The organism is Acidisphaera sp. L21, from assembly GCF_009765685.1.
Taxonomy (GTDB): domain Bacteria; phylum Pseudomonadota; class Alphaproteobacteria; order Acetobacterales; family Acetobacteraceae; genus LMUY01.
In genome coordinates, this window is the sequence record NZ_LMUY01000081.1 from 55,573 (window position 1) to 74,238 (window position 18,666).

20 protein-coding genes and 2 pseudogenes are annotated in these 18,666 nt (G+C 61.9%); 9 read left to right on the forward strand and 13 right to left on the reverse strand.

What is annotated here, in order from left to right; translation table 11 throughout:
* Together GSQ76_RS31175 and GSQ76_RS16760 are read right to left on the reverse strand one after the other, a co-directional pair.
* Positions 1–226 (reverse strand): annotated as a pseudogene (locus GSQ76_RS31175) (hypothetical protein); the annotation flags it as partial.
* Between the two features lie 50 nt (positions 227–276).
* A complete protein-coding gene (locus GSQ76_RS16760; RefSeq protein WP_158745273.1) occupies positions 277–651 on the reverse strand; it encodes a hypothetical protein in 375 nt (124 codons plus the stop codon).
* Between the two features lie 125 nt (positions 652–776).
* Here GSQ76_RS16760 and GSQ76_RS16765 point away from each other — a divergent pair, with 125 nt between their 5' ends.
* The 6 genes from GSQ76_RS16765 (at position 777) to GSQ76_RS16790 (ending at position 6,234) form a co-directional block, all read left to right on the forward strand.
* The gene (locus GSQ76_RS16765) at positions 777–1,373 is read left to right on the forward strand and encodes a hypothetical protein (RefSeq protein WP_158745275.1); all 597 of its coding nucleotides are present in this window, start codon (positions 777–779) and stop codon (positions 1,371–1,373) included.
* Between the two features lie 175 nt (positions 1,374–1,548).
* Positions 1,549–2,544, forward strand: a complete 996-nt coding sequence (locus GSQ76_RS16770; protein ID WP_158745277.1) for a serine hydrolase — start codon at positions 1,549–1,551, stop codon at positions 2,542–2,544.
* A 103-nt stretch (positions 2,545–2,647) separates the two neighbouring features.
* Entirely contained in the window at positions 2,648–3,718 is a 1,071-nt protein-coding gene (locus GSQ76_RS16775) for an amidohydrolase family protein (protein WP_254070454.1), read from the forward strand.
* Positions 3,719–3,729: 11 nt separating this feature from the next.
* The gene (locus tag GSQ76_RS16780; RefSeq protein WP_216851103.1) at positions 3,730–4,089 is read left to right on the forward strand and encodes a hypothetical protein; all 360 of its coding nucleotides are present in this window, start codon (positions 3,730–3,732) and stop codon (positions 4,087–4,089) included.
* A gap of 146 nt (positions 4,090–4,235) precedes the next feature.
* Complete coding sequence (locus GSQ76_RS16785; RefSeq protein WP_158745279.1) at positions 4,236–5,354, forward strand: Gfo/Idh/MocA family protein; 1,119 nt, start codon at positions 4,236–4,238, stop codon at positions 5,352–5,354.
* Between the two features lie 346 nt (positions 5,355–5,700).
* Positions 5,701–6,234: a DUF2867 domain-containing protein gene (locus tag GSQ76_RS16790; RefSeq protein ID WP_158745280.1), complete on the forward strand. Its 534-nt coding sequence runs from the start codon at positions 5,701–5,703 to the stop codon at positions 6,232–6,234.
* Positions 6,235–6,573: 339 nt separating this feature from the next.
* Here GSQ76_RS16790 and GSQ76_RS16795 read toward each other — a convergent pair whose 3' ends face one another.
* The 4 genes from GSQ76_RS16795 to GSQ76_RS16810 form a co-directional block, all read right to left on the reverse strand.
* Positions 6,574–7,248, reverse strand: a complete 675-nt coding sequence (locus tag GSQ76_RS16795) for a glutathione binding-like protein (protein WP_158745282.1) — start codon at positions 7,246–7,248, stop codon at positions 6,574–6,576.
* 24 nt (positions 7,249–7,272) lie between these two features.
* Positions 7,273–8,271, reverse strand: coding sequence for an alcohol dehydrogenase catalytic domain-containing protein (locus GSQ76_RS16800; RefSeq protein ID WP_158745283.1), 999 nt, complete (start codon positions 8,269–8,271; stop codon positions 7,273–7,275).
* 62 nt (positions 8,272–8,333) lie between these two features.
* Positions 8,334–9,197 (reverse strand): NmrA family NAD(P)-binding protein, encoded by an 864-nt coding sequence (locus GSQ76_RS16805; RefSeq protein WP_158745285.1) that lies wholly within the window; start codon positions 9,195–9,197, stop codon positions 8,334–8,336.
* Positions 9,198–9,340: 143 nt separating this feature from the next.
* Positions 9,341–10,120, reverse strand: coding sequence for an oxidoreductase (locus tag GSQ76_RS16810; RefSeq protein WP_158745287.1), 780 nt, complete (start codon positions 10,118–10,120; stop codon positions 9,341–9,343).
* 243 nt (positions 10,121–10,363) lie between these two features.
* Here GSQ76_RS16810 and GSQ76_RS16815 point away from each other — a divergent pair, with 243 nt between their 5' ends.
* A complete protein-coding gene (locus tag GSQ76_RS16815; RefSeq protein WP_158745289.1) occupies positions 10,364–10,972 on the forward strand; it encodes a TetR/AcrR family transcriptional regulator in 609 nt (202 codons plus the stop codon).
* A gap of 11 nt (positions 10,973–10,983) precedes the next feature.
* On the opposite strand, the gene GSQ76_RS31910 is transcribed toward GSQ76_RS16815, so the two are convergent.
* Genes GSQ76_RS31910 through GSQ76_RS16840 form a run of 5 tightly spaced genes read right to left on the reverse strand, consistent with a single transcriptional unit; the run spans position 10,984 to position 14,155 of the window.
* Positions 10,984–11,124, reverse strand: a complete 141-nt coding sequence (locus GSQ76_RS31910) for an SDR family oxidoreductase (protein WP_335904908.1) — start codon at positions 11,122–11,124, stop codon at positions 10,984–10,986.
* Positions 11,121–12,068, reverse strand: coding sequence for an SDR family oxidoreductase (locus GSQ76_RS16825; RefSeq protein ID WP_158745292.1), 948 nt, complete (start codon positions 12,066–12,068; stop codon positions 11,121–11,123). Before GSQ76_RS16825 ends, GSQ76_RS31910 begins: the two co-directional genes overlap by 4 nt.
* Before the next feature lie 59 nt (positions 12,069–12,127).
* Entirely contained in the window at positions 12,128–12,754 is a 627-nt protein-coding gene (locus GSQ76_RS16830; RefSeq protein ID WP_158745294.1) for an NAD(P)-dependent oxidoreductase, read from the reverse strand.
* On the reverse strand, positions 12,751–13,287 hold the full coding sequence (locus GSQ76_RS16835; protein ID WP_158745296.1) for a heme-binding protein: 537 nt from the start codon (positions 13,285–13,287) through the stop codon (positions 12,751–12,753). The genes GSQ76_RS16830 and GSQ76_RS16835 overlap by 4 nt, the downstream gene beginning before the upstream one ends.
* A gap of 25 nt (positions 13,288–13,312) precedes the next feature.
* Complete coding sequence (locus GSQ76_RS16840; protein ID WP_158745298.1) at positions 13,313–14,155, reverse strand: SDR family oxidoreductase; 843 nt, start codon at positions 14,153–14,155, stop codon at positions 13,313–13,315.
* Between the two features lie 240 nt (positions 14,156–14,395).
* Between GSQ76_RS16840 and GSQ76_RS16845 the strand changes: the two genes are divergently transcribed.
* Entirely contained in the window at positions 14,396–15,379 is a 984-nt protein-coding gene (locus GSQ76_RS16845; RefSeq protein WP_158745300.1) for an AraC family transcriptional regulator, read from the forward strand.
* Between the two features lie 644 nt (positions 15,380–16,023).
* Here GSQ76_RS16845 and GSQ76_RS16850 read toward each other — a convergent pair.
* Positions 16,024–16,380 (reverse strand): thiol-disulfide oxidoreductase DCC family protein, encoded by a 357-nt coding sequence (locus GSQ76_RS16850; RefSeq protein ID WP_158745301.1) that lies wholly within the window; start codon positions 16,378–16,380, stop codon positions 16,024–16,026.
* A gap of 119 nt (positions 16,381–16,499) precedes the next feature.
* Positions 16,500–17,387: pseudogene (locus tag GSQ76_RS16855) on the reverse strand (IS3 family transposase); the annotation flags it as partial.
* A 59-nt stretch (positions 17,388–17,446) separates the two neighbouring features.
* Here GSQ76_RS16855 and GSQ76_RS16860 point away from each other — a divergent pair.
* Positions 17,447–18,607, forward strand: a complete 1,161-nt coding sequence (locus tag GSQ76_RS16860; protein WP_408836783.1) for an IS30 family transposase — start codon at positions 17,447–17,449, stop codon at positions 18,605–18,607.
* Positions 18,608–18,666 lie beyond the last annotated feature (59 nt).

Genomic DNA, 18,666 nt, shown 5'->3' on the forward strand with positions numbered 1-18,666 from the left:
AGGAAGGCTCGATTGCAAGGACCTCGTAACCCGCCGCCGCAAAGGCTGCGGCGTCACGACCCGTGCCGGCCCCAACATCGACAATCAGCGCCGGAGGCGGCGGGAGTAGATCGGCAAGCCAATCCCGACCCGGCATGGGTGGAACGTCCTCATAGGGCAACGCGAGACGCGTAGCGTTCGCGTCGTACCAGGCCACGACCGAGCATGGTGCGATGGAATCACTCACGGCTTGATGCCGGATCGTGCGACCGCAATTTCCAAGGATCTCGCAGCTTGCTAAGCACCCGCAAACCTAATGGGTGCCTCGTCGAGCACGAGGGGTTCTGCTGTGACGGGTGACAGCATGCTCCAGCATTCGCCATCCCAATAAGCTGGCTCTGGGCGCTCGGGGCCCTGAACCCAAAACAGCCCCGCAGACCGAACTGCGGTCACCAAGGGTGGCTGAGCGCTGAGCGCGCTCCGAACGGCGTCGAACTCCGGACCTGAGCCACCGATCCGCAGGAAGTCTTCTGCAGGCAACTCGCTCGCTGCGCCGCCGGAAGAGGCATTCGGCAAATGCCGAACGATAGTCTGCTGGTTCGACGAATCGTAAAGCAGCTGCCAGCGGTCGCCATTGGAACTGCGATAGACATCTTCGGTTGTGATGCTCATGGCAGGGGTCTCCACTTCAAGGCAGCCTGGGTTCTTATAAGGGCATTCCGACGTGGCGTAGCCAGGAGACACGGCGCGGGGCCGTAGTCTAAGGGTCAGCCGTAGTTCTATCAGGAGTGAGAAACATGGCGCGCGTTGCAAAGGTCAGCAAGAGCACGAAATCCGCCACGCCGGTGCGCAAGCCAGCGCGTCCCACGACCGCCGCTGCGAGCAAGCCCGCAACGACGGTGGTGTCCACCCCGACCAAGCGCTCGAAGGCGGTCGCCCCGACGGAAAAGCGGAAGCCGGGTCGACCGGCGAAGGCGGCTGTCATAGCGCCGACGATTGCGGCGAAGGCAACGAAGACGACCGCCCGGGCGCCAGCGCCGCCGCCAGCGCCGAAGGTCTGCAAGGACGAGCTACGAGCCCAGGTCGAAAAACTGGAGCTAACCGTCACCACCCTCCGCGCAAAGAGCCGCGAGGCCAATAAGGCGGCCAAGGCGTCCACAGCACGAATTGCTGAGTTGGAGGACCAGGTGGCCCAGTTAGAAAAGAAACTCGCGTCAGCGACTGCGCCAGTGCGCCAGGCGGCCCTTCCAAAGGCACCCCGCGCAAAGCGCCAGGCCAGAGAGATTGACCCAGGTGATGCGGTGCCGCCGGGTGTGGCCGTCCAGGAACCTGCGCCTCTCGACGAAGAGGCGAAGAGTGTTCTTGAGAACCTGGAGCATCTCGGCCACGAGTGATCGAACCAGCCTCATACACGGTGCTTCCGGAGCAGAATTTACAGTCGCGCTCCGGAAGCCAACAAGAACAAAGCCGACGACAGGTGTAATGCCCGGTTTAGTCATGCCCTGTGATCAAGTAAGATCCGAAACGGTACCTGATCCGCTCGGCGCTCATCGATCTGCGATGCTTATCATGCGCCGGACTGTGCTCGCTTCTGCTCTCCTCCTTGCTGCCAGGTCTGCCCGGGCTGCAGACCCGGATAATGCCCTGCTTGCCCGTGGCCTTGCGATGGCGGATGCCACGCCTGATCTACGCACCTTGCTGATCGCACACCGGGGCATGCGGGTCGCCGCGCGCACCTGGCGAGGTGCCAGCCTGGAGCGCCCGACCAACATCAAATCGGCCTCAAAAACGATCGTGGCCACCCTCGTCGGCATTGCCGCCGCGCGCGGCCTCTTTTCCCTCGATGACCGCATCGCGCTAATTCTGGGGCGTCTCATTCCTCAGGATGCCGATCCGCGCGTTGGGAAGATCACGATCCGGCATCTGCTTGGCATGCGCGCCGGTCTGCAGAGCACCTCGGGCGCCAATTACGGCCGCTGGGTCTCCAGCCGCGATTGGCTGGCCTTCATCCTGTCCCGCCCCTTCACAGACGAGCCTGGCGGCCAGATGATCTACTCCACCGGCAATAGCCACATCCTCGGCGTGATCCTGGCGCGCATCAGCGGCCAGACACTTCGCGACCTCACCCAAGCGTGGCTGGGCACGCCGCTTGGCTTCAGCGTGCCGGCGTGGTCACGCGACCCGCAGGGCTACTATTTTGGCGGCAACGACATGGCGATCGCGCCGGACGCGCTGCTGGCGTTCGGTGAGTGCTGTCGTAACATGGGCCGCCGCGGCGATCGCGAGATCATTCCGCAGGGCTTTCTGGTCGAGGCGTGGAAACCCGCCGTGCGATCCACATTCAGTGGCCAGCTTTATGGACTAGGGTGGTGGATTGGCGAGGCGCCAGGCGAACCGATGGTCTTCGCCTGGGGCTATGGTGGCCAGATGATCTATCTCCTGCCCCGGCTTGAGCTGACCGTCGTGATGACGTCCGATGTGGATGTGCCCCGTGTTCCGGGCCAAGTCTTCACCCGGCACGCTTTGTTGACCCAGGGGATCCTTCCCGCATTCCGGGCGACATAAGCACAACTCGGCAAGCGCTCAGTGGTGCCCCTGGCGCGCGTCCAACCAGGATGCAGCCGGCGAGCGCGGCGGCCTTGAAATTCTTCAGCCGCTGGCGGTGCTGATGCGGGAGCGAAGGCCCAAAAGGGAACCGGCGCATGGCCGTAATCGCTTAAAGCTCGGACGTCTGATTGGGGCAGTCATGAAGATCATTGGCCTTGAGGAGCATTTCGTCACTGCGGACGTGGTCGCGGCATGGCGTGAGCTTGACCCACGCTGGCAAGATGTGGCGTTCCAGCACTCGGACGGCGGCGAGATGGGCGCGCAGCTTGCAGACCTTGCGGATGTGCGGATCGCGGCGATGGACGAGACCGGCGTCGACGTGCAGGTCCTGTCGCTGACCGCGCCAGGTGTGCAGAATCTGGAGCCAGACACAGCCATCGCGCTGCAGAGCGCGTCAAATGACCTGCTCGCCAGCATCGTCCGTCGCCGCCCTGACCGCTTCCAGGGCTTTGCGACGCTTGGCACGCCAGACCCGGCGGCCGCCGCTCGCGAGCTCGTCCGCGCGGTGACGAAGCTGGGCCTGAACGGCGCCATGCTGTTCGGCCGCACCCGCGACCGCAACCTCGACCATCCCGACAACTGGACCATCTTCGAGGCGGCCGCGGCGCTCCGGGCGCCCATCTTCATTCACCCGCAATCGCCGGCGCCAGCGGTGCGGGACGCCATCTATAGCGGCCTTGGCGAGGCGACCGACGCTGCGCTCGCAACGTTCGGCTTGGGTTGGCACTACGAGACGGGCGTGCAAATTCTCCGCATGGTGCTGGCCGGCGTCTTTGACCGCTTTCCAAACCTGCAGCTCATTACCGGTCACTGGGGCGAGGTGGTGCTGTTCTACCTGGACCGGATTGACAACCTGGCTGGGCCGGCCAAGCTCGCCCACCCGGTGTCAGAGTATTTCCGCCGCCATGTCTCGGTAACGCCGAGCGGCGTGTGGAGCGAGCGCTACCTGAGGTGGGCACTCGAGGTGCTCGGCCCCGAGCGGATCCTGTTCTCGACCGACTATCCCTACCGCTTCACACCAGATGGCGGCGCGCGGCGCTTTCTTGAGGACGTGCAACTGCCCGACGCCGATAAGAACGCCATCGCCCATGGGAATTGGGAACGCATGGTCGCCAATATTCGTCGCGGCTAGGCGAGAGTCGCGTGTTCCTGGCAACCAGCGCTACGGTGTCTACCGAGGAAACCGCCTTCCTCGCCGCACTTTGCGCGATACCAGCCGGCTACAGCGAGGGCTGGTTCGAGGGACGGCGTTGGGGCGTGACGCTCCACTCGTCTGCAGACGGGCGCCGGCGTTGGCTCTATGGCAAGGAGCTCGGTGCCACCAAGCACGTCAGCTTCAACCTCTATTCGCTGGCGGGCGGGATGGTGCTGCGCCCCTGCGAAATGCCGACAGAGCAGGTCTTGGCGTTTGTCCAAGGCTTTGTGCCGGACGCGTCCCTCCACCAGGGTCGTGGCGGCGCGCCTTCGTTAGGAACCGGTTCTGCCGATGGTAGCGGGCGCTGAGAGAAAAGGCGGCGGGCCACTCACTCAAGGAGTTACTGCGTCGCCGGACCGCATGTTTGTGGCCACGATGGCAGCCACCCATATCCTCAAGGTGTCGGGCGGTGCCGGGTCGGATGACCGAGGCAAATACGGGAGGTTTGAACATAATGGCAGCACAGCGGTTCAAGGTCGGTATCGTCGGCGTGCAACCCGGCAGGAGCTGGGCGGCTCGGGCCCATATTCCTGCTCTCCGCGCGCTTCCCGAAAGCTTCGACCTCGTCGGCATTGCCAATACCAGCCTCGCCAGCGCCCAGAAAGCTGCGGACGAGATGGGCATACCCAGAGCATTCGCGGGCGTGGCAGAGCTGCTCGCCGCGCCGGAGATCGACATCGTGACCGTCGCGGTGAAGGTGCCCCACCACCTGGAGATCGTGAAGGCGACTATCGCTGCAGGCAAACACGTCTATTGCGAGTGGCCGCTCGGCAACGGGCTGGCCGAGGCCGAGATCCTGGCCGATCTCGCCCGAACGAAGAGCGTGTTGGGCGTCGTTGGAACGCAGGCGCGGCTTGCCCCGGAGATCGCATACCTTACGCAATTAACGGCCGACGGCTTCATTGGTGAGGTTCTGTCCACAACCATAGTGGCGCGAGGCGGTGGCTGGGGCGGGGTCATCCCGCAGAAGAAGACCAGCGGATACCTGCTTGACCGGGCGAACGGCGCCACCATGCTGACGATCCCAGTCGGGCACGTCCTGGCGGCCCTCCACCAAGTGTTGGGCGAGGTGGCGCGCGTGTCATCGGTGCTGGCCACCCGGCGTAGTTCGGCCCTCGTCGCCGATACCGGGGAGAAATTGCCCATGAGCGCACCCGACCAGGTGCTGGTCAGCGGCGTCCTTGCGAGCGGCGCCCCCTTGTCCATCCACTACCGGGGTGGAATGCCACGTGACGGGGAGGGCCTTTTCTGGGAGATCAACGGCACCGAAGGCGACATCCGCGTCATAGGGCCTACTGGCCACGCGCAGATGGTGCCCCTGGCCCTCACGGCAGCCCGTCACGACGATAAGACGTTCCAGGCTGTGGAAATCCCAGCGTCCTTCATAGCCGGCTTTCCCGAGGACGTGGTCCCAGGCAACGTCGCTAGGATCTACGCGAAGATGGCGCAAGACTTGACCGCCGGAACGCGCACCGCGCCATCATTCGACGACGCTGTCGCGATCCATCGGATCATCGCGGCAATCGAGAAGTCCGCCGAGGACGGGCAACGCGCCGACGTGATGCCAAGCTGAGGGTGAGGTACCAATCGAGATGGGCACAACGCAGATGCCGTGGAGACACCCGGATAGCTTGCTCCCGATGCCGGTTGACCGTCCAATCGTCATCGCAGGAACTTTCGGGATCGAGCCGCAAAGGGAGCGGACGAGACGTCATCGAGCTACCTTAGATATCTAAGATTGCTTTCGGCGGCTCCGCAAAGCGTTGTCGCCAATAATCGCAGTGGAGGCGCCGTTCACTGAGCCAAGGGCAGGGCGACACTCAGCATCGGGCATCTATGCTCCGTAACGCCCGGCTGGAGTCCTGACGCACGATCCGGGCGGGGCGCCGATTACGAACAGCCGAGTAGGAGTGGAGCGAATGCGCAGTGACTTTGAACGCGAGCGATCCGTGATACCGCCGCACGAGAGCCAGTTATCTCCCTCGTTTGCGGACGCCGATACCGTGGATGCCTACGCCATGCACCTTCCCGAAAGCGCGAGCCGGGACATTCGAGATGTCGCGCCGGCCATTTTCGGTCGGCCAACACCCTGGTTCCTGGCACTGTTGAAGATCCGCGACCGCGTCATGGGCAATTTCGGCGTGAAAACCTCTGAGCAGCTTCGCGCCGGAGCCAAACAGGGCGGTGCAGGGCAGATCGACTTCTTCAAAGTCCTTTCGGTGTCGACGAACGAACTCGTGGTCGGAGAGGATGACCGTCATCTGGATTTCCGCGCCTCGGTGCTGATCCGGCCGGTTGGCGATGGATCCGGTGATGAGGTTGTCTCCACCACCGTCGTCCACTGCCAAAATGCGTTGGGACGCACCTATATTGCGACAATCAAGCCCTTCCACCACTTGGTCGTGCGCTCGAATTTGCGTCGGGCGGCGCGACTGGGGTGGCCGATGGCCTGACCAGCAGGGGCAGCGCTAATACACGTCTCTCGGATCGAGAGCCTACCGGTCCGCACCGGATGGATGGGCAGGCACGCGGCAACAAGCGTCAGGAGCGGCGAACGCCCCAGAAGACGGAGAACGGCACCCGGACGAAGCCGCTCAAGTTGCTGCGGAATGCCGCGGGTTGAAAATATGTCCGACGGGACTGAACGGGGCGGCCACGATACCGGTGCGCTTTTCTGTTCATGGCGCCCGCCCGGTTGCGAGTAAAACGGTTTTCGCCCTGGTGGACGCGAAAACCTGATGCAGTCCAGCCCGCTTGAGCGGCTGCCTCGTCGGAAACGAGACAGCCTCAAGTTAGCCTGATACCTTTTTGCGCGGTGCCGGCGGCTGCACGGCATTGGAGTTATACTGCTTTGCTACAGTGTAGGCCTTCAGAGTTGCCGGCCGCTGCCCGACCGCATCGAGCCAGCGCTCGACATGGGGAAACTGGTCAGGGTCCATTTCGAACAGATTGTAGGGTGCGGCCCAGGGATAGGCAGCGATGTCGGCGATTGAGAATTCCGCGCCGCCAAGATATTCAGTCTTCTCGAGACGGCGGTTCATGACGCTGTAGAGCCGGCCGGTTTCATTTGAAAACCGCTCGATCGCGTGCTCGTTCTTGAACTCGCTGCGCTTGTAGTTGACGAGCTGGCCCGCCATCGGCCCGAGGCCGCCGACCTGCCAGAAAACCCACTGCAACGCGTCGAATCGCGCTTGAAGGTCCGGCGAGAGCAGCTTGCCGGTCTTTTCCGCGAGGTAGAGGAGAATTGCGCCGGATTCAAAGACGCTGACCGGCGTCGTACCACTCTTCGGCTCGTGGTCGACGATCGCTGGAATTTTGTTGTTGGGGGCGATCCGCAGGAAATCAGGCTGTTGTTGCTCACCCTTGGTGAGGTCAACCGGCACGATCTTGTAAGGCGTGCCAGTCTCCTCGAGATACATTACAATCTTGTGGCCGTTCGGTGTGGTCCAATAGTGCAGATCAATCATTGTCAGTCCCTCAGTGTTGGGGGTTTAGCGAATGGTGATGACGGCCTTGCCGACCATGTGGCCTGATTCGACCATTGCGTGAGCTTCGCGCATCGTCTCGGGGGTTAGGCCGACCAGCTTCGTCGTCGCGATCGGGTGCAGCCTGCCGTCGCCGACATAGGACGATACGGCGCCAAGGATGGCGCTGTGCGCTTCGGGGGCGTAGGCGTGCATCAGCCGGCTGAACACCATCTCCATGTGCAGGGAGTAGGCTTTCGCCATGAGGGCACTGGCGTCGAGGCCGCCCGCGCCATCGACGCTTGAGAGATGGCCGAAGGGTCTCAGCACGGGGCTGATCCAGCCGATATTCTCCGCGGTCTTGGCCGTTGAGAGCACCATGTCGACATGGGCGATGTTGGCAGCCCTCAGTTGGGCTTCGACGTCGCCACTATGATCGACCACCAGGTCCGCACCCATCGTCTGACACCAGGCTTTTGATTCCGGCCGCGAGGCAGTCGCGATGACAAAAGCATCGGTTTTGATTTTGAGGAGCTGGGTTGCGAGAGATCCAACGCCGCCGGCACCGCCAATGATCAGCACCCGTTTGACGTGGCCCGGCAGTTCGTCGACGTCACGGAACAGCGCCTCCCAGGCCGTGAGGGCACCGATCGGCAAGCTTGCTGCGTCGGTGAAGGAAAGGCGGTCGGGCAGCTTGGCGACGACCCTGTGATCGACCGCCACGCGCTCAGCCCACGCGCCGTCCCTTGTCACATCGCCCGTGCCAAAGACGCGATCGCCGACCTTGAGATAGCGCACGGCCTCGCCGGCATTGACGACAACGCCCGCGAATTCAAAGCCCAGGAGAATTCTGTGGCCCGGTGGCGCGCTTTGCGTGCGCCGGAAGAATGTCTCGCCGGGGTTGATGCCGATGGCATGGACGTCGACCACAACATCGGCAGGACGGGGCAGGGGCTCCGGCTCTTCGACCTGGTGAATGGCAAAGGCGTCGAGGTCATGCGCCTTCTCGTAGACAAGCGCTTTCATGGTTCAAATCTTTCGTTGAAAGTTTTCATAGCTAGGGTGGCGATTTTCATGCGGTCCTGCCTTTAGGGGTTGGCCGCATACGTCTCCTTGAGGCTGGTCGGCTTGCGGCCGAGAAGCGCTTCCAAGGACGCACTCGTTGCCGAGAACTCACCCTCCACAACGGCATTGATGAAGGCGGCGGCATATTCCGCCTGCTCAAGCGGTTGCCCCTTGGCGACGAGCATGTCGACGAACGCCTGCCTCGTGCCGTAGGTATAGGCGATGGGCGCGCCGTAGACCTTGCCCCAGACGGCGGCCATGTCCTTCAACGTCAGCTTCTCGCCGGAATTCAGAAGAAGCGTCTCGCCCTTGTGTCCGCCCTTGATAAGCAGCTTGGCATTGGCTTCGCCGAGGTCGGCAATGTCGGCATAGGTCGCCTGCTTTTCCGAGCCGAAGCCGCGAACCCCGTCTGCCTTGAGGTCGCCGCCGAGCAGGAACTTATAAGCGTGAGTGTAGAGTGGGTTCCTGACGATGGTGTAGGGGACGCCAGCCGCGGCCAGGTCTTTCTCGCTCTTGATCTCGACGTCCGTGACTTCGCGGAGTTTGATCTTCGAGCCCTCGGTCCAATAAAATCCGACATAGATGACGTAGCCCGGCTTGGCGGCTTTGACCGCCTTGATCATGGTCTCGTGCTGAGGTGCCCGGTTGGAAAGGCTGACGGCGCCGATCAGCAGCAGCCTGTCGATGCCGGTGAATGCCTTCACCAGTGAATCGTAGTCGAAGTAATCACCCTTCACGACCGTCACGCCACGGGCAGCAAGTGCCGCTGCCTTTTCCGGGTCACGGGTCATGACAGAGACGTCCTTGTCGGGGACAGTTTTCAAAAGCGCGTCGACGGTGTGGCCGCCAAGATTGCCGGTTGCACCGGTCACAAGATATGTCGTCATGGTCTAAGTCCTTCCTTGTCGGCTTTTTCGGATGGGGCGGGCGGTGCGCCTGTCACAGCAGCCGAAGGGTCGTGTTCGAGTTTTGAGTGTTTGAAAGAAAGGCCCCGGGGATACCGGCTCACCCCGGCTCCCCAGACTTTCGGTTACATGGCCGAGAGAGCGCCCCAGCCGCCGCTGACGAACATATTGTCGCCCGTGATGTAGGAGGCCCGCGGCGACACCAGGAAGGCGATTGCCTCGGCAAGGTCTTCGCTCTTGCCGGCCCGACCCTCGAGCGGCACGGTCGCAAAGAACTGCTGGTCCGTGATGCCCATGGCCGAGGTAATCGTTTTGCGAACTTCGTCACCGCCGGGGGAGATGATCGGGCCAGGGGTCACGACGTTGACGCGCACGCCTTGTGGCGCCACTTCCTTGGCGAGGGCTTCCGACCAGTTGTTGAGCGCGGCCTTGGCGGCGCCGTAGTGGGCCATCGGACCGCCGAAGGCGATACGGCCGCCGGCCGTGACGTTGACGATCGTGCCCTTGGTCTTCAGCAATTCAGGCAGTGCCGCGTAGGTGACGCGCAACGCCGCGAGGAAATTGATGTTGAGGCTGTCGAGCCATTCTTCGTCCGGGATCGCGGCCGAAGACGGTAGGATAACCCGGGCAGCGCCGGCACTGTTCACGAGAATATCGAGGCCGCCGAGCTTGGCGATCGACTCCTTTGCCACCTGCTGTGCGCCTGCGAGGGTGCGCGTATCGCCAGCGATAAATGTCGCGCCCTCTGGCGTTTCGGCGTGCGTGTTGCGGGCGGTGACGACGACCGTCGCGCCGCCATCGAGCAGGCGCTGCGCCACGGCGGCGCCGATACCGCGAGAGCCGCCTGTGATCAGCGCGCGCTTGCCGACAAATTCCTTCGTGAGATCGAGGGAGTACTTGGACATGGAATGAGCTTCTTTCCGAGTTTGAGTTGATGACCAAGCGAGCCGCCTAATTCCTACTGAAGTGTCGGAAACTAGGCGTGAGCCGTTAGACTGATGAGTTCATGACCTACTTGCTCGCGTGGGTTCTGGCCGGATCAACTCGAAAGGGGGTGATTCCGACCAACCGGTATGATACTATCCACTCAGGATTTCCGCCGTCAAGGGATTTATACCGATTGGTCGGAAACCAGGATGCCAATGCCGATGACCAAAAAACCGACCGGAAACCCGCCGGGCCGCCCGAAGACATTCTGCGAGAAGCAGGCGCTCATGGCGGCTATGGAGGTCTTTGCCCAAAAGGGGTTCGAGGGCGCCTCAACCTCCGACCTGGTGGCGGCGATGGGGATCAGCCGTCCCAGCATGTACGACACCTATGGCAATAAAGAACAACTCTACATCAGGGCCATGGGCGTGTTTAACGACCTGCGGAAAGCCGGTGTCGAGGAAACTCTGAACGCCCAACCGGCACGGGAAAGCATTACCCAGCTTCTCCGCAACTGCGTTTCCAACTTCACCGACCAGGCCCATGGGGTCTGTTTCGTGACCCAGGCTCCGCTCCCGGCCGGCGCGGTGTCGGAGGCGACGCGTGACCTGTCCGCCCGGCGCCGTGCTGAGGTCGAAGAGGCGATCATGCATCGGCTCAAACGGGCGATCCGGGACGGCGAGCTGTCGGCCAGTACCTCGGCTGCAAAGCTCGCTGCCTACTACGCGGTCATCATCCAGGGCATCGCTTTGCAAGCCCAGCACGGCGGCACGGCCGACCAGCTTCTCCAGGTCGTCGATGTCGCGATGGAGAATTGGCCAGGCCACTAGAGCGCCGGGCGTTAGGGCTGCGTCACCCCGCTATCGGCAAACAGCTCATTCCCGGTTGAGAAGCTGCTTGCATCGCTCGCCAGGAACAGAGCTGCTTTCGCCATCTCCTCAGCATGGCCGAGGCGATCGAGCGGCGCGTGGGCATAGCTCACAGTGTCGCGGCCATGGCCGCATGGCCGAAGGTGACGCCGGTCAGTCGCTCGGATGCGGTCCAAAGCTTCGAGGCGACGTCGGCGTCCAGCGCCTGCGCCTCGATCTTTCCTGGTCCCGGCGGCCCCTTGAATTCTTTAAAACCCTGCGGTCCAAAATATTGCCCACCCTTTACGCCGGGCATCGTAGCCGCCATCAACGTCGGCAGCGCACCCGCAGCTGCCGATTGACCCATGAGCAGTTTCGCAACGGGGATGATGGATCGGAAGATAATGTTAGCCTTTGGTCCGGGACCGTTGGCAAACAAGTCCGTACGAGCGAAGCCCGGATGTGCAGCGACGCTGGTCAAGCCCCAGCCCTTCGCATTGCTTCGCCGATCGAGTTCGAGCGCAAACATCAGCATGGCGAGCTTGGACTGCGAATAAACCGGAAATGGATTGTATCCTTGCTCGTAATTGAGATCGTCGAGCTGGATCGTGCCGGTTCGGTGCCCGAAGCTGGATAGTTGAACGATGCGTGCTTTTGCCGCGCTCAAAAGCGGCAGGAGTCGTGAGGTCAACGCGAAATGAGACAGATAGTTAGTCCCGAACTGCAGCTCAAAACCGTCCGCCGTGATCCCTCGATCGTGTGGGGCCATGATGCCTGCGTTATTTACCAGGATGTCGATCGGGCGACTTACGGCGAGCATGCGGTCGGCGAAACTCTCAATTGAGGCCAAGCTGGCCATGTCGGCAAGTTCGAACCGCACCTTGGCGGTTTTGTATTTTCGGAGGATCAATTTTTCTGCATCGCGGCCCTTAGCAGGGTTACGTCCTGCCAAAATGACGTCAGCCCCGGCTCCAGCCAATTCCAGTGCCGTCTCCAATCCGAGACCGCCAGTCGCGCCGGTGATGATGGCCAGTTTACCAGATTGATTGGGAATATTCGCAATAGTCCAGGTCGCCATTCTTATTTTCCTTTAGGTTGTCTGTGTTCTCGTATTGCTTGGCAATACAGAGTTGGTCGTCAACTCGTCGCAATCGTTACGGGCCGCCAAAGATAGTTTTCGCTGGTGAGCTGATCGAGCATGAACGCCGCCGTGTCCGCACGAGCGATCCGGCGCGCCTTACCGCCGGTCTGGCGTGTAAAGGCTTTTACCTGGCCGGTCGGTTGCTCGTTGGTAAGTTCAGCCGGGCGGACTATCACCCAATCAAGGTCAGTGCGCGCCAATTCGCGCTCCATCTGGTTCTTGTCCTTCACGGCACCACGCAGGAAGGTCGGAGCGAAGAGGAACCGAAAGAAGAAGTGAGCGTGCTTGCCGCTGTCTCCACAGCACATCGTCGTGGCGACAATCAGACGACGAACGCCATGTTCTCGGAGCGCTTTATTGATCACGCGCCCGGCGACGGGTTCCAGCCTGGTGCGCGCCCAAGGGGTTTGCGTGCCGATGGTGTTCAACACCGCATCCTGTCCCGCGACTGCTAGGGATACGGCCTTTTCGTCGCGAGCGTCGCCGACGACGACACGGACGGAAGACCCGTCATATTGGTGGGGATTGCGAACGAACGCGGTCACTTCGTGCCCAAGCGCGACCGCCTGCTCGACGATATGTCGGCCGGTTCCGGCCCCGGCGCCTATGATCAAGACCTTCAAGTGGACCCCGCTTTATCGCCCGTCAGCCGCACCGGCTCCCCGGCATCGCGTGCAGCTCGGGCGCATTCCCCGTCCTGCACGTCCGTCGCTCCGGTAGATCCAATGCCGCTACAGCCGATGCCGGCTATCACCCGGTCGTTTTCGTCGCGTAGAACGGTGATGCTGCCCATCGGCAACACTGCACGTGCTTGCATGAGGGACAACGCCGAAATCATGGCGGACGGAACCTGCTGCAGCGCCGGTCCGTCTTGTCGCAAAATCGCGCCTGTAAAAGCCTTCGCCTGTGCCGCGTCGATCGATAGCCAGTGAGTCCCGTCCATTCGGCCGAAGGCGAAAAGCCGGCCCTCCGTATCGACAATCGCAGTCGATATCGCCATGCCCAGCTCGCGCGCCTTTTCCTGGCTGGTGCTGATCATTCGCTGGGCGACTTCATGGGTCAGAATCATGGTGCAGCTTTCGTCGTTCGTTGTGTTTTCAGCGCGATCAGCTTGCGAACCGCCCCGTAAGGCCTCCTCGTGGGCCGGAAAGCCCACGAGGATGTCGCGAAGCCGGGGACTGTCAGGCGCTCGGCGGGAAGTTGGTCGAGGCGGCTTCATCCTTCTGTGCCGCGACGTCAGCCAGACGGTCTGACAGCGCCTTGTGGATGAACCCAAAGGAATCGCTGCCAAGGACGATCCGCTTCGGCGCGGGCTCCTGATCAGCGCTCGCGATGATTTTCGCCGCCATCTTTTCCGGGTCGCCAGGAGCCGGACGCGAGGTGTCCTTGATCATCACGTGGACGAACGATGCCGGCGTGCCCTTATAAGCTTCCAGTTGCTCACCGAGCCTGACACTGCCGCCTCGGAAGTTTGTGCGAGCGCCGCCTGGTTCGATGATCGTGACCCTGATCTTGAAAGGGGCGAGTTCTTGACCGATGGAGTCCAGGAAGCCTTCCAGCCCCCATTTGCCGGCATGGTAGAGCGATCCACCCGGAAGGGTTGCCTGGCCGCCGAAGGTCGATAGACCGATGATGCGACCACCGCCCTGCGCTCGTAGGTGAGGCAATGCAGCGCGAACCAGCATGATCGGGCCGACCAGGTTGGTGTTGAGCTGATGCGTGATCTGGTCGTCGCTCAATTCCTCCGCCGCGCCGAACAGGCCGTAGCCGGCGTTGCTGACAATGACGTCGATTTTGCGGAGATCAGCGTAGGCCTTGTTGACGACGGCCTGGATTTCGGGCGTGTCGGTCATGTCCAGATGGCTCAGCCACAGCAGATCGCCATGCTTTGCCTTCAGGTCGTCCATGGAATCCATCTTGCGGACGGTGCCTGCGACTCGATCCCCGCGGGCGAGGAGTTGCTCCGTCATATGCCGGCCAAATCCGCTGTTTACGCCGGTGATAAACCATGTGCGCTGTGTCATTCGTGATCCTGTGAGTGTCGAGTTGATTACTAAAATGTCCGTTCGCGTCGATCGGGCGCGATCTTCAAGTCGAAGTTGCATGCGCCACGATGCAGTGACGACAAATCGAGCCGGGGGGGCTAACTGTCGGTGAGCACCCGTCTGTGGCGGCGCTCTTCAAATCTCAGAAATAGACCATAGCGTGGCGCGTATGGATTATTAATGCTTGAAAAGCTTTAGAAATTGCGCCAACGTCTAATAATGCAAAATGATCCCTTTTCGGATTTCCTCCACCTCGTCAGCGCGCGGTCTGTCATTTCGGGCGGATTGGTGGCGGGCGGGTCATGGGCGATCGCGATCCCTCCGCCCGACAAGATCAAGTTTTGGGGCGTTGTGCGGGGAAGTTGCTGGCTCTCGTTTGATGGCGTGGTGGAGCCCACTCTTCTCGAAGAAGGCGACGTGTTTCTCTCTTCGATCCCTCGCGCGCTCGTCATGGCCAGCGACCTCGCTGCGCCGCGCGTGGATTTAAGTGAGGTCTTGAGACATCGCGTAGGCGCCACGGCGCAACATGGCGTCGGCGACGATTGTTATGTAATTATTGCGAGTGTTGATCTAAGTGCCGATTACGATCGGTTATTTCTGGACGCCATTCCGCCTTCAATTCACGTGCGGGCAGGGTCGCGGCAGGCGCAGACACTTTCCTGGCTGATGGATCAGCTTGTTCAGGAACGCGAATACGATCCGCCAGGCGCAGGGATAGCGTCGGTTCAACTCGCCCATCTGATGTTCATTCAGATATTGCGATCCCATTTCGACAAGGCCGAACCCCTCGCTGCAGGATGGCTACGAGCTGTGACCGACAAGCGGTTAGCGCCGGCTCTTCGGCTGATGCACGGCGATCCCGGCCGATCCTGGCAACTCGAAGAATTGGCGAGAGCAGCAGCAATGTCGCGTGCGGCGTTTGCATCCTACTTCAAAATAGTCGCAGGAATTGCCCCCATGGCCTACCTGACGGAATGGCGTATGCGGCTTGCAGAGCAGGCGCTGCGCGATAACAGCGTTCATATCGGAGATGTTGGACGATCGCTTGGCTACACGTCAGAGAGCGCGTTCAGCAACGCCTTCAAGCGCGTAACTGGAAAATCACCAATGCATTTCCGCAGTACCATGGTGCCAAGGCCGACATCGGCCAAATGGATCGAGCGCATCAACGGTCGCTCTGCTGAGCACGTCCCTGTCTATTAATGAGGTTCAGCAACTGTCAGACCGCATGTTCGTGACTGCGATGGTGGCTCGCCCCGCAGCATGTGGGAGCGACGGTTGCGCTGGATTGGCCGGCGTAGAGCCTCTCATAGGGGACGAGCCGTGGGACAGGATAGCGAGGTGTATGTTGGTTTGGATACCTCGAAGCTGAAGGTCTCGGTGGCGATTGCCGTCGCTGGCCGCGACGGTGAGGTGCGCTTTTCGGTGACATCGATAGCTCGCGAGAACCGGTTGGCCGTTTGCGTCGAACCCCTCGATGCCGGTCGCCCCCGCCTCCGCCTGTACCACGGCACGCACCAGGTCGCTTCCGCGCGCAGCGTCTCGCTCGGCCAAGAAGCGCCGCCAGATGGCGGGTCGCAGCTCCAGCCAGCCTTTCCAGTAGGTGCGCCAGGCCACCTCCTGCACGAACTTGCCCGCTGCGCTTGGGCCGTGATGCGCCAATGCTGCGGCAATCACCTCGTCCTCGGTTAGCAAGCGGTAGCGGAGGTAGGGCGATAGCAACGATACATTGCCTCGCGCCTCCGGCCCGCCATCAGCGTTCCGGCTATCTGCGTAGTGCCGGCCGGCCGCCGGCAAGAACGCCGCCTGCCGACGCAGGCCTTCCGCCCGCGTGGGCACGAACGCCGTTACGCCAGCCTCCGCGCCAAACGCTGCAGACGGGGCCGCATCCGCAGGAACGCCCCGTAGGCTTGCTCCAGGACCGCTAGCACGACGCGGTTTCGCGCCATGAGCCCAAGCGGCCGCAGCACTGGGATAGCCCGCCACATCGCGGCGAAGGCGGCCGCGCCGGACAGCACGCGGCCGTCCTCCCGCGCATGAAACCGCGCCAACAGCGCTGCCCGGTCAATTGGGCAGTCTGTCGCACTACCTTTGGAGACGTCGGTGAATTGGATGGCGCGGCGACGGTCCAGCCGCCGCATCAGCGCGATCTCTCGCTGGCACAGGGGGCAATCGCCATCAAACCAGACAAGGAGCTCGCTCATGACGCTTCAGATGGGCCCGGCCCGGACTATGTCAGCGCACGGGTCGGCGAAAAGGTGGCGTAGGCCCCCCGAGATCATCGACTCCGGTTGAGCTGCTGCTGGTTCGGTAGACACGCACCTTAAGCTGACGCTCTGTTCCGCTCGAACTCCATAGGGCTGAGATAGCCGATGGTCGAGTGGCGTCGGCGCGGGTTGTAGAACCGCTCGATGTAATCGAATATGTCTGCTCTGGCCCGGTCCCTGGAACGGTAGACCTTTCGGGCGGTCCGCTCGGTTTTTAACGAGGAAAAGAAGCTCTCCATCGCCGCATTGTCCCAGACATTGCCCGACCGGCTCATGCTGCAGGTGACGCCGTGATCGGCCAACAGCTTCTGAAACTGCTCACTGCTGTATTGGCTTCCCTGATCCGAGTGGTGGAGCAGCGCATCTGGTTTGCCGCGACGCCAGATTGCCATGATCAGCGCATCCGCGACGAGTTGGGCGGCCATGGTGGCGCTCATCGACCAGCCGACCACCCGGCGTGAGAACAGGTCGATGACAGCCGCGACGTAGAGCCAGCCTTCTGCCGTCCAGATGTAGGTGAAGTCGGCGATCCACTTCTGGTTCGGCGCCGTGGCCACGAACTGCCGCTCCAACAAATTGTCCGCCGCCTCGTGCCGTGTGCCGTTGTCCGAGGGCAGGCCTCTGCGGCGAGGCCGGGCCCGCAAAGCCTGCTCGCGCATGAGACGCTCAACGCGATGGAGCCCGCATGCGGCCCCTTCGGCCAGCACGTCATGCCAGACCCGCCGGGCGCCATACGTCCCGTCACTGTCGACGAAGCTGGTTTTGACCTGCGCGCCAAGCACCTGATCGCTGCGTGCTCGGGCACTGGGCGCCCGGATAAGCCAGGCGTGGAAGCCACTGCGCGAGACACCGAGCGCCTCGCAAAGCCACCGAACCGGCCAAATCCCTCGATGCTTCGCGACAAAGCCGAACTTCACATCGACTCCTTCGCGAAGTAGGCCGCGGTGGGTTCAACCGGTCGACGCAACATGGTTGAATTCATGACGGTCAGAGGGGTTCCACGATGGCGCAAATGGGCCGACCTGGATTGTCCGCCGGACAGAAGCGAGAGCTGTGGAACCGATGGAAGGCTGGTGAGTCGCTGAGCGACATCGGCCGAGCGCTTGGAAAGCATGCTGCATCGGTATTCGGGGTGGTCCTTGCCAAGGGCGGCATTGCCCCGCCATTGAGGACCAGAAGTCGCTTGGCGCTGACGGACGGCGAACGGGAGGAGATATCGCGTGGTCTGGTGGCCGGACTGCCCTTCCGTTGCATTGCTGTCCAGCTGGGGCGGTCCCCATCCACAATCAGCCGTGAAATAGGGCGCAACGGCGGACGCAAGCACTACCGTGCGACAGGGGCTGAGGAGCGTGCTTGGCAAAGGGCGGTTCGTCCAAAGCTTTGTCTACTGGCGACCAATAGCCAGCTCCGGGACACAGTTGCAGAAAAACTGCAGGCGAAATGGTCGCCACAGCAAATTGCCGGATGGCTGAACGTCGAGCATGGTGATGATGAGGCGATGCAGGTGTCTCATGAGACCATCTATAAAAGCCTGTTCATCCAGGCCCGTGGCGTCCTGAAAAGGGAATTACTTTCGAACCTGCGTAGCAGGCGCATCATGCGGCGCGCCAAGACGTCGACAACCGACGGGCAGCCGAGGGGGCAGATCATCGGAGCCGTGTCGATCAAGGACCGGCCTGCTGAGATCGAAGATCGTGCGATACCTGGTCACTGGGAGGGTGATTTGGTTTCTGGCGCCAAAAATACGCACATCGCGACTTTGGTAGAGCGTCAGTCCCGCTTCGTGATGCTTGTTCATGTCGGTGGTAAGGACAGCGAAAATGTAGTCGACGCCCTCATCCGTGAGGTCGCAGAGCTGCCTGTCGGGCTTATGTCATCGTTGACTTGGGACCGCGGCATGGAACTCGCACAACACAAGCGCTTCACGGTCGCGACTGACGTGGATGTCTATTTCTGCGATCCACAAAGCCCATGGCAGCGCGGGAGCAACGAGAATACGAACGGCCTTCTGCGTCAATACCTACCTAGAGGGTCCGATCTATCAGCCCAGAGCCAGGACGATCTCAATATCATCGCGCTAAGCCTAAACGCTCGGCCCAGAAAGACTCTTGGCTACAGAACGCCCGGTGATATGTTCGCCCAGGTTGTTGCGTCGACCGGTTGAACCCACCGCGGCTTTTTTTAGGATATCGCGCTCGGCCTTGAGCTTGGCGACCTCACGCC

Excerpts from the sequence above, each read along its gene's own strand:
- GSQ76_RS16760 (WP_158745273.1), bottom strand. The coding sequence starts at position 651 with ATGAGCATCACAACCGAAGATGTCTATCGCAGTTCCAATGGCGACCGC.
- GSQ76_RS16765 (WP_158745275.1), top strand. The coding sequence starts at position 777 with ATGGCGCGCGTTGCAAAGGTCAGCAAGAGCACGAAATCCGCCACGCCG.
- GSQ76_RS16770 (WP_158745277.1), top strand. The coding sequence starts at position 1,549 with ATGCGCCGGACTGTGCTCGCTTCTGCTCTCCTCCTTGCTGCCAGGTCT.
- GSQ76_RS16775 (WP_254070454.1), top strand. The coding sequence starts at position 2,648 with ATGCGGGAGCGAAGGCCCAAAAGGGAACCGGCGCATGGCCGTAATCGC.
- GSQ76_RS16785 (WP_158745279.1), top strand. The coding sequence starts at position 4,236 with ATGGCAGCACAGCGGTTCAAGGTCGGTATCGTCGGCGTGCAACCCGGC.
- GSQ76_RS16790 (WP_158745280.1), top strand. The coding sequence starts at position 5,701 with ATGCGCAGTGACTTTGAACGCGAGCGATCCGTGATACCGCCGCACGAG.
- GSQ76_RS16795 (WP_158745282.1), bottom strand. The coding sequence starts at position 7,248 with ATGATTGATCTGCACTATTGGACCACACCGAACGGCCACAAGATTGTA.
- GSQ76_RS16800 (WP_158745283.1), bottom strand. The coding sequence starts at position 8,271 with ATGAAAGCGCTTGTCTACGAGAAGGCGCATGACCTCGACGCCTTTGCC.
- GSQ76_RS16805 (WP_158745285.1), bottom strand. The coding sequence starts at position 9,197 with ATGACGACATATCTTGTGACCGGTGCAACCGGCAATCTTGGCGGCCAC.
- GSQ76_RS16810 (WP_158745287.1), bottom strand. The coding sequence starts at position 10,120 with ATGTCCAAGTACTCCCTCGATCTCACGAAGGAATTTGTCGGCAAGCGC.
- GSQ76_RS16815 (WP_158745289.1), top strand. The coding sequence starts at position 10,364 with ATGACCAAAAAACCGACCGGAAACCCGCCGGGCCGCCCGAAGACATTC.
- GSQ76_RS16825 (WP_158745292.1), bottom strand. The coding sequence starts at position 12,068 with ATGGCGACCTGGACTATTGCGAATATTCCCAATCAATCTGGTAAACTG.
- GSQ76_RS16840 (WP_158745298.1), bottom strand. The coding sequence starts at position 14,155 with ATGACACAGCGCACATGGTTTATCACCGGCGTAAACAGCGGATTTGGC.
- GSQ76_RS16845 (WP_158745300.1), top strand. The coding sequence starts at position 14,396 with ATGCAAAATGATCCCTTTTCGGATTTCCTCCACCTCGTCAGCGCGCGG.
- GSQ76_RS16850 (WP_158745301.1), bottom strand. The coding sequence starts at position 16,380 with ATGAGCGAGCTCCTTGTCTGGTTTGATGGCGATTGCCCCCTGTGCCAG.
- GSQ76_RS16860 (WP_408836783.1), top strand. The coding sequence starts at position 17,447 with ATGGCGCAAATGGGCCGACCTGGATTGTCCGCCGGACAGAAGCGAGAG.